Here is a 15,721-nt window from a genome sequence, read left to right on the forward strand (position 1 = left end):
AAAATACTCCTGCTTGATTAAAAAGCAGAAGTATTTCTTATTTGATTCTTAGTCGTTTCCGCCACTTCCTAGCTTGAGGTCCAACGAGTTTATCAACCAACCGGATTTTCAAGCTTAAATAGAAATAAACCAAGCCGCCCGCACCTGCGGTCAATAAACAAATGGCCAGAGCCGAAAAGCGCGAGGACGGATCAAAGGCAAGATAGCTTAATTGCCGAACGATGATCGCCACCACCAACATCACGAGCGTTAGAATCAAAATCAATACACAGCGGCGAAAGGCCAGCTGATAATTTGCATGAACAACTCTGCGCAATTTCCACAAACACAAACCGCAGGTCAAGCTCAAGCCGATAAATGTCGCCACTAAAGGTCCATAAACTTCCAGCAGTTCGATCAAGGGAATTTGAATGAGCATTTTTAACAGCAATCCCGCCAGCCAATACCTTACCGCGATCCTGCTATGGGAAATTCCTTGCAGCGTCGTGGACAGCATCATGAACAGTGCCGATACCAAACCACTCCAGCAAGCAACGACTAATACGCGGCTGCCAAGAACATCTGCCGAATAAAAGACTGTATTCAACGGATAGGCTAATAAGATCATGCCAAAAACGGCCGGCAGCATAATAAAAGCAAACAATTGGATATTCGTATTAACTAGCTTCGCAAGCTCCGGTCTGCGTTTTTGAGTAAAGAGCTCCGTCAGCATCGGCAAGCTTGTTAAGGCTAAAGAAGTTCCTAATGCGACTACCACCATCGTCAGCTTATCCGGGTTCGCACTGAATAACGCATAGAGCGCAACTAATTGATCGTGACTGTAGTTAGTATTGGCGGCCATCGTATGGATAAAGGTCATTTGATCGATCAATTTATAAAAGATAATCCCGCTGCCTAGTAAAATAAACGGGATTGCCTGTCTGACCGTTTCGATCAATAGCTTCTTCGTATCGATTTTCACTTTGGTAAAACGATATCCTGGTTGCAGCTCCTCTTGTCTGCGTTCTTTGAACCAATAAAAAAGCAGAACAGCATAGGAGCCGATCATTCCTACTGATGCAGCGAAGGTCGATTGGATCACCGCACTCAAGTAATCCCCCTTCATGACCTTCATAATAATGAAGACACTTAAAAGCATATACAAGACACGAAGCGCTTGTTCAACCAGCTGTGAGATCGCTGAAGGCCGCATATTTTGCTGCCCTTGAAAATATCCCCGCAGAACACTCATACAAGGAAAAGCAACAACGGCAATACTCAACGCTTGGATCACTGGGATCAGGGCGCGCCCGCCGCCAGATAAGCTGGCCAATAATGGTGCCGTAAAGAACATCACACCGCCAAAAAAGATCCCTAAGACCGCTGTCACCTGCAGAGCCTTGATAAATAAATGCCGACTCGTCTGATATTCGCCCATCGAATTGTAGCGAGCCACCTGTTTCGCGATCGCTCCCGGCAGACCAGCCGTAGAGATCATCATAAACAAGGCGTAAAAGGTATAACCCATATTGAATAAACCGTTGGCAGCACGGGCGTTTTCACCCATCCAGGCGTACCACGGAATAATGTAAATCGCACCCAGCAGTCGCGAAAAAATGCTGCCGATCGACATCCAGGCCGACCCTTGAATCATCTTTTCTTGATAGCTCAGATCACTTGGTCGTGTCTCTTTCATGGTCTCCTCCTTCAAAATCGTTACCCTTATAGTAAAGCTAAATCACACTTCTGACAATCACTCTTTACTTTTTCTCTGATGCCTGAGCTATGCTATAATAGCCTAGACTATATATTGGAGGTCTCAACATGCTGACACTTACCCAAATTCAAGCGATCCTTGAAAAAGAAAACCTATTACGCGAGTTTATCACGCCCACGCGTTGGACGTTGACCGCGCCTTTTGACAAAAGCTTTCAAAAAATCTCTTACGACTCCCGTGATGTCGATAGCGAGACACTTTTTTTCTGTAAAGGAAATAATTTCCAACAACGCTTCTTAGAACAGGCGCTAACAGATGGCCTAACTTGTTACATCGCCGAACAGCCTTATGAGGTTCCAGCGGACTTAGCGATCATCGTCACCGATATTCGCAAAGCGATGGCCGTTTTGAGTATGGCCTTTTATGATTATCCGCAAGAAAAATTGAAGCTGATCGGAATCACCGGAACAAAGGGCAAGACGACGGTCGCTTATTTTACAAAACAAATTTTAGATATCGCTACCGATAAAAAGACCGCGCTGTTGTCGACCTTGAATACGACATTAGACGGCGTAACTTTTTTCAAATCAAAGCTTACGACGCCAGAATCGCTGGACCTATATCGAATGATGGCAGAAGCTGTTGCCAACGGCATGACCCATCTAGTCATGGAAGTTTCTTCGCAGGCCTACAAAGTAGCACGAGTTTACGGTTTGAGCTTTGATGTGGGGATTTTCCTCAACATCTCGCCGGATCATATCGGACCGATCGAACATCCGACCTTTGAAGATTACTTCTATTGTAAACGACAATTGGTGGCAAATTCTCGCCAAGTCATCTTGCAGCATGAGATCGATCACTTCGATCTATTACAAGAACTAGCGCAAACAAAAAATATTCCCGTGATCACCTACGGAAATGAAGCAGCCGATTATCAGGTAGCACCTTTAGAGCATCCTTTGGCCTTCGCCTTATCCAGTGTAAAGGATTCATTCAAATTAAATGGTGATTACCAAATTTTATTAGCCGGCGACTTTAATAAAGAAAATGCCGCCGCCGCATTGCTTGCCAGTGCTTTAGTAGGCGCTGATCAAAACGCTGGTCGTCAAGGCCTAGCTGAAGCATTGGTTCCTGGTCGAATGAACCTGCTGCTTAAACCAAACGGGGCGCACATCTATGTGGACTATGCCCATAATTATCTAAGTATGAAATCCTTGCTGGCCTTCGCAAAAGAGCAGCATCCCGATGGCGAACTGCTGGTGATCACCGGCTCGACCGGAAATAAAGCAGAATCCCGTCGTGAAGGCTTGGGTCAAGCGATCGGAGAATATGCCGATGTTGCTGTTTTAACCAGCGACGATCCAAACTTCGAAGAGCCGAAAAAAATCGCGGACGAAATCGAAGAAGGCATCCAAAACGAGCATGTGCGGGTTCATTTTGAAATCGATCGTAAAAAAGCGATCAAAGATGCTATCCGTAATGCCGGACCAAAGGATGCCATCATTTTAGCCGGTAAAGGAACCGACAAATACATGACCGTCAAAGGAGAAAATCTTCCTTACGAAGGCGACTATCATTTAGCAGAAGCATTTATTAAAGACTAACGGACTCCCGTTAGTCTTTTTTTAGTTCTGCTTTTAATAATAATCAGCCAGTCTCTTGCTGACAGCTTCCGACTCAGCCCAAACGTCTTCGATCAACGCTTTAGCTGTTTTCACTTCCTTCAGCATACCGGCGATTTGCCCTGACATAACAATTCCTTGTTGGGTATCGCCATCATCCGCAGCTCGCTGCAATGCCGCTAAAGAAAAAGCTTCACTCGTATCTTCTTCGGTTAACTGATTTTTCAAGCCGCGGATCGCTCCGCCTTTGGCTTTCCGAATCACTGTTGTTGCCGTATCATCCGCCTGCAAGATCGCCTGCTGGTAATTTTCATGGATTGGACATTCCTCAACGCTTAAAAAAGCTGTCCCCATTTGAACACCCTTAGCACCCAATGCAAATGCCGCCGACATCCCGCGACCATCCCCGATCCCGCCGGCTGCGATCACAGGAAGCTCAACCGCCTGTGCGACCTGCGGAATCAAGGTCATTGTCGTCGTTTCTCCAATATGACCGCCAGCCTCCATGCCCTCTGCGATCACACCGTCGACACCCAGCTGTTCCATTTTTTTCGCCAGCTTCACTGAAGGGATCACAGGGAAAACTTTGATGTTCGCCTGCTTCAACTTATCCATATAAGGCTTAGGTGTGCCTGCCCCAGTTGTGACGATCTTGACTCCTTCTGCAATCAATACGTCGACTTGCTCGGAGATATTTTCCATTTGCAGCATCAGATTGACCGCAAATGGTTTTTTCGTGCGCTTTTTTGTCTCACGAATTTGTTCCCGTAATTCTTCTCCGCTCAATCCGCCGGCCGCAATAATCCCTAAGCCGCCCGCTTCTGACACGGCACTGACTAACGGATAACGAGCGATATGCGCCATCGCTCCTTGAAAAATCGGATACTGGATACCTAATAACTCCGTAATCTTTTTCATCGAACCCCTCGTTTCTGCTTTTCTTCATCCTAGCATATTTGAAGAAGGAACCGAGCATCATTTTTATTTTGGTGTTTAAGAGCAAAAAAATGCCCCGCAAAATTGCGAGACATTCCAGATACTTAATTTGCTACAATATTAACTAATTTATTCGGCACCACAATTACTTTACGAACTGTTTTGCCTTCAATGTTGCGTTGGATATGTTCATCAGCCATCGCCAATTTTTCCAACTCGTCTTTTGGCAGATCAACCGCGATCATTGCTTTTGAACGAACTTTGCCGTTGACTTGCAGGATGACCTCAACTTCATTTTCAACCAACGCTTCTTCGTCATACGTTGGCCATGCTACATGAGAGATGCCGCCTTCGTGTCCTAAAATCGCCCAAAGCTCTTCGGCGATATGCGGTGCGATCGGTGCTAGTAGTTGTACAAAGCCTTCCACGTATTCGTAAGTCAACGCTTCTGCTTTATAAGCATCATTTACAAAGACCATCAATTGAGAAATGGCCGTATTCAAATGCAGGTGCTCCATATCCTCTGTTACTTTTTTTACCGTTTGGTTGTAGACCTTCGTCAATGAACCATCGTTAAGGGTAGTAATATGATCCCGCATCTTGCCCTCTTCATCAACAATCAGACGCCATACCCGCTCCAAGAATTTCCGTGACCCTTCAAGGCCGTTTTCACTCCAAGCAATCGCGGCATCCAATGGTCCCATAAACATTTCGTACATCCGTAAAGTGTCAGCACCATATTTTTCAACCACATCGTCAGGATTCACGACATTTTTCAATGATTTACTCATCTTCGCTGGTGCTTCTTCTAATTCTTCGCCAGTTTCGACGCTGAACCACTTGCCGTCGCGTTTTTCTACCAAATTCGTTGGTACTAACGCACCGCGGCTGTCGCGGAAGCTTTGGCCTAAGATCATGCCTTGATTGTATAGTTTTTGGAATGGTTCATTCGTTGGCACGACACCGATGTCATACAAGAATTTATGCCAGAAACGAACATACAATAAATGCAGTACCGCATGTTCAGCTCCGCCGATATAAAGATCAACCGGCATCCAGCGTTTCAATTTATCGTAATCTGCCAAGGCTTCTTTGTTATGCGGATCGATGAAACGCAGGTAATACCATGAGCTGCCTGCCCATTGCGGCATTGTGTTCGTTTCACGACGACCTTTTTTACCAGTGATCGGATCAACCACATTGACCCATTCTTCAATGTTGGCCAATGGTGATTCACCAGTACCGCTTGGTTTGATATCTGTTGTTTTTGGTAATTCCAATGGCAATTCATAATCTGGTACTAAGCCAGTCGTGCCGTCTTCCCAGTGAATCACAGGAATTGGTTCACCCCAATAACGTTGACGAGAGAACAACCAGTCTCGCAAACGGTAGCTGATTTCTTTCTTCCCGCAGCCGTGTTCTTCTAACCATGGAACCATGGCATCGATGGCGTCTTGTTTGTTCATTCCATCCAAGAATTCTGAGTTGATGTGCGGGCCGTCGCCGGTAAAGGCTTCTTTTTCTACATCGCCGCCTTCAAGTACAGGAATGATTGGCAGACCAAATGTTTTGGCAAATTCATAGTCTCGTTCATCATGAGCGGGCACCGCCATGATCGCGCCGGTTCCGTAAGAAGCTAAAACATAATCCCCGATCCAAATCGGCATTTTTTCGCCATTCACAGGATTGATCGCATAAGCCCCTGTGAAGACCCCAGTTTTTTCCTTCGCTAAATCCGTCCGATTCAATTCAGACTTTTTCGAAGCTTCTTCAATATAGGCATCCACCGCTGCTTTTTGTTCAGGCGTAGTAATTTTTTGCACTAATTCTAATTCTGGTGCCAAGACTGCATATGTCGCACCAAATAAAGTATCCGGACGTGTCGTGAAAACAGTAAATGTTTCCTCGCTGCCTTCGATCTTGAAGCTGACATTCGCACCAATGGAGCGGCCGATCCAGTTACGTTGCATTTCTTTGATGCTTTCAGGCCAATCAACCGTTTCTAAATCATCTAGCAAGCGATCAGCATAAGCGGTGATTTTCAACATCCATTGACGCATTGGTTTGCGGATAACATCATAGCCGCCGCGTTCGCTCTTGCCGTCAATCACTTCTTCGTTCGAAATAACCGTACCTAATTCAGGCACCCAGTTAACCGGAACTTCCGCTTCATAGGCCAAGCCTTTTTCATACATTTGTTCAAAGATCCATTGCGTCCATTTGTAGTACTCAGGATCTGTTGTATTTAATTCACGATTCCAGTCATAGCTGAAGCCTAATGAGTTGATTTGACGTTTGAAGGTCTCGATATTTTTCTTCGTGAATTCGGCTGGATCATTGCCTGTATCCAACGCGTATTGCTCAGCAGGCAAGCCAAAAGCATCCCAGCCCATTGGATGTAAAACGTTATAGCCTTGCGCCCGTTTCATCCGTGAAATCACGTCAGTCGCTGTGTAGCCTTCCGGGTGTCCAACGTGCAAGCCTTGTCCAGATGGATAAGGAAACATATCTAACGCATAAAATTTTGGTCTTTCAGGATCATCCTGGGTGTTAAACACATTGTGCTTTGCCCAATATTTTTGCCATTTTTTCTCAATCGCCTTGTGATCGTAACTCATGTTGTTCCTCCTAATATATGAACTTATTTTGTTTACATTGATAATATAGCCGCAATTTCTAAATTGAAACTAAAAGCTGACTCGTGATAATAGAAGAATTCTTAATAAATGAACATCCCAACCGTTTGTTGTGCAGTTACTTTGAATAACTCGAAAAGCGGAACTCGCAGCTAATTCGTTTTTCATCACGCCTATCATTCTACTAGTCTTGCTGAAACAAGAAGTGGAACTCGCAAAAAAAGTCCTACGAAAGCTCAAAAAGAACTCTCATAGGACGTTATCAACGTGGTACCACCTATTTTTATCTGCCAGATGGCAGACCTCAAAAGAAATAACGGTCTTTAACCGGATCATTTGATCTTGCTCCAAGGTAAGTTCGAATTTTCCGCATGCACACTCACAGCACCGTGCGCTCTCTGAAATGCGTTCGTTTCTACTACTCCTCTTCCGGGCAAACAATATTCAAAGTAGTTTCATCTTAGCAGATTCCAAAATAATATTCAATTGAATTCCCTTTAAGAAATCCTTGAAAAAATTGTCCTGCTGGCGAAACATGATATAATACTTCTGTTTAGAAAGGATGAATCATAGAAAAACAATGAAAAATAAACCAATCTACCAATTAATCGGCAGCTTCACCCTGCTTTTTTTTGCGGCACTGTGTTATATTGTCCGGTTTTATCCAGAAACCTTATCCGGTTTTGATCGCGGAATCATCCATGCGGTCCATCAGCTCTATCCGCAAATGAACGGCTACTTTTTATGGGTGACAAAATTTGCGAACCCTATCACGGTGATTATCTTATCCCTCGTTTTCGTCGGTTTGTTTTACTTCAACAAACAAAAAATCACGGCGCTTTGGCTGGCAGCCAGCATGGCCTTAGTCAGCGGGATCGGTAATCACTTGCTGAAGCTTTTCTTCCATCGGGCACGGCCAACGCTCTTGCCTCATATGGTGACCGAGCACAGCTTTAGTTTCCCCAGCGGACACGCAACGGCCAGCACCTTATTATATGGAACCTTGATTTTTGTGATGGCCTTGTTCTTTAAAGAAAAAACACCGCGCTTGATCGCACAGATCGTCGTTGGCTTATTGATCGTTAGTATTGTGATCAGCCGGATCTATCTTGGGGTTCATTATCCTAGCGACGTTCTAGCTGGAGCACTTTTTGGCAGCAGCTGGCTGCTTTTTACCTATCCTTATTACAAAGAGAAAAAATTAGCTTATGATCTAAAAGCAATTAGGAGGCAGAAATGACCTTTCAATATAGTGATGATGAAGCCAAACGCTATCATTCATGGAATTACGCACTGCGGCAGCAGTTCGGCGGAAAAATCTTTAAAGTGCCCGTTGATGGCGGCTTCGATTGTCCCAACCGTGACGGGACGGTCGCACATGGCGGCTGTACTTTCTGCAGCGTATCTGGCTCCGGCGATATGATCGTGGCGCCAAGTGATCCGCTGCCTCAGCAATTCCATAAGGAAATCGACATGATGCACCAAAAATGGCCCCATGTCGAGCAATACATCGTCTATTTTCAGAACTTTACTAATACCCATGCACCCGTAGAAGTAATTCGCGAGCGTTTCGAGCAGGTCGTCAATCTTCCTGGTGTGGTGGGTTTATCTGTCGGCACGCGGCCAGATTGTCTCCCGCCGGAGGTCGTAGAATATTTGGCGGAACTCAATCAACGCTTATACCTCTGGGTCGAGCTCGGGTTACAAACAACCTATGAATCCACCAGCGACATGATCAATCGTGCCCACGATTATCCAACCTACGTCAATGCAGTCGCGCGTCTGCGTAAACATGATATCAACGTCTGCACACACCTGATCAACGGTCTGCCCGGGGAATCCTTAGAGATGATGCGCGAAAATGTGCGCCGAACGATTTTGGATTCTGATGTCCAAGGGATCAAGCTGCATCTGCTGCATTTGATGCGCAACACAAAAATGCTGCGAGATTACGCGGAAGGCCGCTTGCAATTAATGAGCAAAGAGGACTATGTCTCTGTCATCTGCGACCAGCTGGAGTTGATTCCCCAAGACATCATCATCCATCGCTTGACCGGGGATGCGCCTTGGGATTCCCTGATCGGACCAATGTGGAGTCTGAAAAAATGGGAAGTCCTAAATGCGATTGATCAAGAACTGATCCGCCGCGATTCTTATCAAGGAAAATTTGCCTTAAGAAAGGAATTTGTTCATGCTGCTAACGGCTCTGCGCTTTAGTCATCAATTATTAAAAGATGTCGTTTCAAAAGGAGACCACGTAATTGATGCCACGATGGGAAACGGCAATGATACTCTTTTTTTAGCTGAATTAGTCGGTTCAACAGGACAGGTTTATGCGTTTGACATTCAAGAACAGGCACTTCAAAATACCCGCGAAAAATTAGCAGCGTACGCAGAACGTTCAACACTTTTTCTTGCAGGTCACGAAACCATCGAAGAGAAGATCGCTGTCGATCAGCCAATAAAAGCGGCAATTTTTAATCTCGGTTATCTGCCGAAAAGCGACAAGCAAATCATCACTTTGCCAGAAACTACTAAGCAAGCCATGAGTGCGATCTTGAAACGTTTAACTGTTGGCGGTCGGATGATCGTGGTGATTTATTACGGTCATGAAGGCGGCGAAGCGGAAAAAAATGAAGTCTTGCAATTTTGTCAAAACTTGCCGCAAGAAAAATTCAGCGTATTAAACTATCAATTTATCAATCAAAAAAATAATCCGCCGATTCTATTGTGCGTAGAAAAAAAGAACGACTGATCGCGATCCAATGTCATTAACTTAAGCATGTTGACTTTCATGAAGAAGTATAAATTTGCATGTATTGCAGATTTATACTTCTTTTCTGCTTTTTCAAGCTATACTTTAAGTAAAAGATTGATAATTTCGGAGGAGGTACTGAAAATGATGATGTGGGATGATTTTTATGAATTTATCGAAGAAGCTCCTACAATTTTTTTAGAAGATATTCGAGAAGGAAATCCTCGTGCCTTCACTCGAAAAAGAAAAACAACGCCACTTAAGCTGATGCTTCAAATGTTTTCTCAAAAAGGCTTGTCGCAATTTTCAGAACTTCTCAACTTTTACTCTGTACAAAACAAACCATTAGACGTTTCAACTGTCGCCTTTTATAAAGCACGAATGAAGTTTAACCCAAAAGCACTTCACTTGATGATGGAAGACTATCTCTCAATGGCTTATGAAAAATACGACGATAAGTTAGTGAAATTGAATGGATACATTGTCACAGCGATCGATAGTTCAGATATTATTTTGCCCTCAACAGAAGAAACTATCGAAATTTATGGTGTAAATAAACCGAATCAAGCGATTAGTACCGTGATGGCAAAAATTTCTCTTCTCTATGATTGTATCAATAAGGTCGCGCTCGACACTTGCATTGAACCTTATAAATTCAGCGAGCGTGAGTGTGCGTCCCAACACCTCAACCAACTTAAAAAAATTCTTAGACAACCGACCATTACTACTTTTGATCGAGGCTACTTCTCTATGAAATTAATTGATCAAATGATAGAAAATAATCAAAAGTTTATCATTCGTATGGATAAACAGAACCTAAAGCGCTACACAGGAACGCTTGTTTCTGGAGAAGATCGAACCGTTGATGTTCAATTTAATCGTGTAGAAACGAATAAGTATCGAGAAAATCGTTCTTTTCGAACAAAATTAATGAATACTACCTACACTTTGCGCTTCGTAAAAATCCCTCTAGTCAGAGGAACTACCGGCGAGACTTATGATGAGTTGCTTTTGACAAATCTAACACCCGATGAATTTTCTTTGGAAGGATTGAAGGAACTTTATCGTTTAAGATGGGAAATTGAAACCGCCTATAATATTTTAAAAAATCGAATGAAGCTGGAAGAGTTTAGTGGAATTCGAGACTGGTTGATTCGCCAAGATATTTATTGTTGTGTCTGGCTATACAATTTAATTATGCTTTATATAATTGAATTAAATGAAACAGAAGGAATCCCACAAGAACGCTATAAGCATGAAATGAGGCGAAATATCAGTATTTCTATAGGGGTCGTTAAAACCTATTTCATTCAATCAATCCTTGGGAATACTCCAGAAAAACGCCATGAGTCGGTAGAACGGATGAGTGAACTAATTAAACAACACCTTATTCCAGTTCGTCCTGATCGAATAGCTACAAGGCATCACACTATAAACAAATCTAGGCGATCTTATAGATATACTTATTAATGACGTTATCTATCAAGTAGCTTATTTAGTCGTGTATCCGATTCTATAACAGACAAAACACTAGCTTCGTTTGAAGAACAATTCTTCAAACGAAGCTAGTGTTTATTTGTCAAGATGCTTAAGTTAATGACATTGGATCGCGATCAGTCGTTCTTTTCATTAAACCATTCCAACACTCGCTTGATCCAAGCATCCCAAAACACCCAATCATGCTTTCCTGGACCCTCTTCAAAAGTCACAGCGAGCTTTTTTTGTTCCATCTTATGGGCCATGTATTGACTCGCCGGATACAAATCATCTTCTGTCCCGCACGCTAAGAAGAAGCGCGGTGCGGATTTCCCACTTTCGACCAACTCATCCAACAAATGAATTGGATCATTTTCAGAACCTTGGATTTGCTCCAACGGTCCAAAGATTCCTTGCCAATACGCTTCATTGCGTACCAGCAATAAACTTTCGACATCTGCTAATACAACCGCCCCGGATAAAGAAGCCACCGCCGCAAAATTTTCAGGCTTTGCCAGCCCTAATTTCAATGCACCATAACCGCCCATCGATAATCCCGCCGCAAAAGTTTTTTCCCGTTTACGAGTAATTTGCGGAAAGAGCTCATGTACGATCGTTGGCAATTCTTCCGAAACAAACGTCCAATACTTCATGTCGTAGGTCGTATCGGTATAAAAGCCCAGATCCGTCGAAGGCATCACTACCGCCAGCTGATATTCGGCCACATAACGTTCGATTGACGTGCGACGCTCCCAAACACTATGGTTTCCACCCATGCCATGCAATAAATACAAGACGGGCACATCTTCCGTTACACCAGCAGTCTCAGTTCCAATTTTTTTATGTGTTGTTTGCGGCAAGATCACGTTCATTGCCACTTCCATTTGCAAAACGTTCGAATAGACATTCACCTGTAAAAAAGCCATCCAGCCAGTTCCTCCAGTTCTTTTATTCTTCGTTTAGTTTAACACTTCTCGATTGTTTGCCAACCATAAAGCTGAAAACTAGTGCGAAAATAACTAGCAGCAGCCCCGCAAAATACACCCAATGCAAGCTGTCAAAGAGAACTTTTCTTAACTCTGTCCGCAAACCTGATTCGATTTGCAACGCAGTATGAGGATTGATCAAACGATTCATGATATCCAGATCAGCGATTCCCGCCGCAACCAGCTGCCGCCCATTTGCGACATTCAGGATGATACCAAAGATTGAAACCATCACAGTTTGACCGATCGTCCGAGACAATGTATTAAAAGAAGTCGCTACACCAATCTCTTCCTTTGGCACACTCGCTTGTGCCTCCACCGTCGTAGTCGTAATCGCCAGACCATAACCGACACCCAAAACACCTGTGATAATGAAAAACAACCAAAACGGACTCTGCTGAGGCAACGCCAATAACGTCCCGCCACCCGCTAAAATAATGACCAGTCCAATAATAATGATCCATTTGGCCGAATACTTACGCAATAACTGCCCCGATAAAAAGGACCCGTACATCCAAACAATCGACATCGGAGCTAATACCAGCCCGCCGATTCCCGCAGGTTTTCCTAATACACCTTGCATCCACATAGGAATATACACATCTAGGCCCATCAAGAAACCGCTGATCAATGCCGCAACGATATTCACACTGGCAAACGTTTGATTACTAAATAATTTCAAATTGATCACGGGGTCCTCTGCCCGTTTTTCCGTTCGAATAAATAAAACTAAGAAAAGAATGCTCGCCGCAAATAAAGCACCCACTGTTACGGATATTCCCCCGTCACCTAAAAGCTGGAAGCCCAACAATAAACTTACCAATGTCAGCATCAAAAATAAACTGCCAAAGACATCCATTTTTTTCGCTTGGTGCACTTTTTTCTCTTCCACAAAGAAATATTGCAGCAATCCGATTAAGCCTAAACCAATCGGCACGTTGATAAAAAATATCCAATGCCAGCCAACCGTGTCCACGATCAGTCCGCCAGCCAGCGGACCAAAAACACTAGCTACGCCCCAAGCCGCACTCGTCAAACCCAAAACTTTGGCACGCTTTTCAATGTCATATAGATCCGCAATGATCGTCAATGAAACCGGCATGATCGCGCCAGCTCCGATTCCTTGAATTCCGCGAGCAATGATCAACGTCAACATTTCATTCGACATCCCGCACAACGCAGAGCCTATAACAAACAATAAAATTCCTACAATAAAAATCGGTTTCCGGCCAATTTTATCCGCCAATTTTCCATAAATCGGTGTGATCATCGCATTCGTCAATAAATAAATCGAAAATACCCAATTCATAATTTCAATCCCGTGCAAACTGCCAACAATCGTCGGCATCGCTGTTGTCACGATCGTCCCTTCAATCGCCGACATAAATGTCGCGATAAAAATCCCTGCGGTCACAACCTTTACATTTGTTTTTCTTTTCATCTTTCCCCTCCAAATTCATCTCACATTCTATCCATACACTACCATATAGCACATTTTTAAGACGCTCTTTTTTTTTTTAAAAAATCGCAGTCGACTAAACACCTAGATACTATTAAATTACTTGATCCCTTTGCCTTAGACAACTGAGAAAAGTTGGACTGACCACTACCTCGTTGTAAAGAATTCATTTTTCTAAAACTCGAGAAAAATGAATCTGATTCTCGTCACGCATACGATTCCACTAAAACAACACAGTAAGAAGTGGAACCCGCAGTCGACTCCAAATAATAGGGAATATAAATTTTGGTCAAATTTTATTCTTATCCTCGTCGACATATCATCCAACTAAACGCCTAGATGCTATTTTCTAAGCTAAAAAGATTATTCGATTCTCTTGCTTTATATAACTGGGAAAAGTTGGACTGACAAAAAAAGACGGTTCCATCGATCCATGATCAATAGAAACCGCCTCGTGAACTCCATAAATAATTTATGTCTGTACGATTTATGCTAAATTCAAACTTTTTTTCAACACGTCCACCTTATCTACGTGTTCCCAAGGAAGATCAACGTCAGTCCGGCCAAAATGACCATAAGCCGCTGTATCGCTGTAAATTGGGCGCAATAGATCCAGCATTTCAATGATCCCCGCTGGGCGCAAATCAAAGTTTTCACGAATCGCACCAATCAATGCTTCTTCAGAAACTTTTGCTGTGCCGAACGTATTCACTGAAATAGAAACCGGCTGTGCTACACCAATCGCATAAGCAAGCTGTACTTCAACTTTTTCAGCTAAATCAGCAGCAACAATGTTTTTAGCGATATAACGCGCAGCATAAGAAGCCGAACGGTCTACTTTTGTTGCATCCTTACCAGAAAAAGCACCGCCCCCATGACGTGAATAACCACCATAAGTATCAACGATAATCTTACGTCCAGTTAGACCGGCATCTCCTTGAGGTCCGCCGATTACAAAACGACCGGTTGGATTAATAAAGTATTTTGTCTTCTCGTCTAATAATTCAGCAGGAATTTCGTGTTTGATCACTTTTTCCATTACGTCTTTTTGAATCGTTTCATTGTCAGCATCTTCATTGTGCTGCGTACTGATAACAACCGTATCCACACGTAAAGGTTTTCCATTTTCATCATATTCCACTGTTACTTGAGATTTTGCATCTGGACCAAAATAAGCCACTTCACCAGATTTACGCAAATCAGCCAAACGTTTCACTAAATGATGACTCAATGAAATAGGTAAGGGCATCAATTCAGGTGTCTCATTCACTGCAAAGCCAAACATAAGCCCTTGGTCTCCAGCACCGATATCATCTAACAATTCTTCTTTACCACGGGTTTCTAAAGCATCATCCACCCCTTGCGCAATATCAGGAGATTGCTCATCGATTGCGACTAAAACAGCTACGTTGTCTCCATCAAAACCAAACTTAGATTCTGTGTAGCCAATGCGCTTGATTGTTTCACGCACAACCTTTTGGATGTCTACATACGCCGAAGTAGAAATTTCTCCAAAAACTAAAACAAGCCCAGTCGTCACAGATGTCTCACATGCAACCCTGGCTTTCGGATCCTTTTCCAAAATCGCATCCAAAATCGCGTCACTGATTTGGTCAGCAACCTTATCCGGATGTCCTTCTGAAACTGATTCAGATGTAAATAAACGACGTTCTTCCATTATAAATATTCCCCCTAATTTTTATTCGGTTACAAGGAATCTCTGGCCTTTTTCCAGAGCCTATCGGGAACTTGCAACGACTCGATTATAACAGAAAAATAGCACCTGTCACTAATAAATCCCTCAATAAATCTGAAAATTTATGAAAAAACACTTTCACAACAAAAAAAAGAGGCGTTCGAAAACGTCTCAGGATGACCCGTACGGGACTCGAACCCGTGTTACCGCCGTGAAAGGGCGGTGTCTTAACCGCTTGACCAACGGGCCATAACAATAAAAAAAAACGGAGAAGGAGGGATTTGAACCCTCGCGCCGGTTTCCCGACCTACACCCTTAGCAGGGGCGCCTCTTCAGCCACTTGAGTACTTCCCCAAAAACCAAAAAGATTTTTAATGGGCCTAAATGGACTCGAACCATCGACCTCACGCTTATCAGGCGTGCGCTCTAACCAGCTGAGCTATAGGCCCTTCTTAAAAA

At 43.5% G+C, this 15,721-nt stretch carries 11 protein-coding genes, 3 tRNA genes, 1 riboswitch and 1 other annotated feature; of the genes, 5 read left to right on the forward strand and 9 right to left on the reverse strand.

Features of this window, described 5'->3' with window-relative positions:
* Positions 1–37: 37 nt before the first annotated feature.
* Positions 38–1,675: a putative polysaccharide biosynthesis protein gene (locus A5875_RS10845; protein WP_088933612.1), complete on the reverse strand. Its 1,638-nt coding sequence runs from the start codon at positions 1,673–1,675 to the stop codon at positions 38–40.
* 128 nt (positions 1,676–1,803) lie between these two features.
* On the opposite strand from A5875_RS10845, the gene A5875_RS10850 reads away from it, so the two are divergent.
* Positions 1,804–3,300 (forward strand): UDP-N-acetylmuramoyl-L-alanyl-D-glutamate--L-lysine ligase, encoded by a 1,497-nt coding sequence (locus A5875_RS10850; RefSeq protein ID WP_088933613.1) that lies wholly within the window; start codon positions 1,804–1,806, stop codon positions 3,298–3,300.
* Positions 3,301–3,333: 33 nt separating this feature from the next.
* Here A5875_RS10850 and A5875_RS10855 read toward each other — a convergent pair whose 3' ends face one another.
* Both A5875_RS10855 and leuS read right to left on the reverse strand, forming a co-directional pair.
* Positions 3,334–4,236, reverse strand: coding sequence for an NAD(P)H-dependent flavin oxidoreductase (locus A5875_RS10855; protein ID WP_088933614.1), 903 nt, complete (start codon positions 4,234–4,236; stop codon positions 3,334–3,336).
* A gap of 122 nt (positions 4,237–4,358) precedes the next feature.
* On the reverse strand, positions 4,359–6,872 hold the full coding sequence (gene leuS / locus A5875_RS10860; RefSeq protein ID WP_088933615.1) for a leucine--tRNA ligase: 2,514 nt from the start codon (positions 6,870–6,872) through the stop codon (positions 4,359–4,361).
* Between the two features lie 267 nt (positions 6,873–7,139).
* Positions 7,140–7,331 (reverse strand) — a binding site (T-box leader).
* A gap of 139 nt (positions 7,332–7,470) precedes the next feature.
* Here leuS and A5875_RS10865 point away from each other — a divergent pair.
* The 4 genes from A5875_RS10865 to A5875_RS10880 all read left to right on the forward strand — a co-directional run bounded on the left by A5875_RS10865 (position 7,471) and on the right by A5875_RS10880 (position 11,115).
* On the forward strand, positions 7,471–8,130 hold the full coding sequence (locus A5875_RS10865; protein ID WP_088933616.1) for a phosphatase PAP2 family protein: 660 nt from the start codon (positions 7,471–7,473) through the stop codon (positions 8,128–8,130).
* On the forward strand, positions 8,127–9,107 hold the full coding sequence (locus tag A5875_RS10870; protein WP_088933617.1) for a TIGR01212 family radical SAM protein: 981 nt from the start codon (positions 8,127–8,129) through the stop codon (positions 9,105–9,107). Before A5875_RS10865 ends, A5875_RS10870 begins: the two co-directional genes overlap by 4 nt.
* Complete coding sequence (locus tag A5875_RS10875; protein ID WP_088933618.1) at positions 9,082–9,645, forward strand: class I SAM-dependent methyltransferase; 564 nt, start codon at positions 9,082–9,084, stop codon at positions 9,643–9,645. The genes A5875_RS10870 and A5875_RS10875 overlap by 26 nt, the downstream gene beginning before the upstream one ends.
* A gap of 144 nt (positions 9,646–9,789) precedes the next feature.
* A complete protein-coding gene (locus A5875_RS10880) occupies positions 9,790–11,115 on the forward strand; it encodes an IS4 family transposase (protein ID WP_088932427.1) in 1,326 nt (441 codons plus the stop codon).
* Positions 11,116–11,258: 143 nt separating this feature from the next.
* On the opposite strand, the gene A5875_RS10885 is transcribed toward A5875_RS10880, so the two are convergent.
* From A5875_RS10885 to A5875_RS10910, 6 genes are all read right to left on the reverse strand, one after another.
* The gene (locus A5875_RS10885) at positions 11,259–12,047 is read right to left on the reverse strand and encodes an alpha/beta hydrolase (protein ID WP_088933619.1); all 789 of its coding nucleotides are present in this window, start codon (positions 12,045–12,047) and stop codon (positions 11,259–11,261) included.
* A 22-nt stretch (positions 12,048–12,069) separates the two neighbouring features.
* A complete protein-coding gene (locus A5875_RS10890) occupies positions 12,070–13,548 on the reverse strand; it encodes an MDR family MFS transporter (protein WP_088933620.1) in 1,479 nt (492 codons plus the stop codon).
* Between the two features lie 505 nt (positions 13,549–14,053).
* Entirely contained in the window at positions 14,054–15,244 is a 1,191-nt protein-coding gene (metK, locus tag A5875_RS10895; RefSeq protein ID WP_088933621.1) for a methionine adenosyltransferase, read from the reverse strand.
* Positions 15,242–15,326: riboswitch (SMK box riboswitch) on the reverse strand. It overlaps the preceding gene by 3 nt.
* Before the next feature lie 113 nt (positions 15,327–15,439).
* Positions 15,440–15,511, reverse strand: a tRNA-Glu gene (locus A5875_RS10900).
* A 17-nt stretch (positions 15,512–15,528) separates the two neighbouring features.
* Positions 15,529–15,616, reverse strand: a tRNA-Ser gene (locus tag A5875_RS10905).
* Positions 15,617–15,637: 21 nt separating this feature from the next.
* A tRNA-Ile gene (locus tag A5875_RS10910) sits at positions 15,638–15,711 on the reverse strand.
* Positions 15,712–15,721 lie beyond the last annotated feature (10 nt).

The sequence above is a fragment of the Enterococcus sp. 3H8_DIV0648 genome (assembly GCF_002140655.1).
Lineage (GTDB): Bacteria > Bacillota > Bacilli > Lactobacillales > Enterococcaceae > Enterococcus_A > Enterococcus_A hulanensis.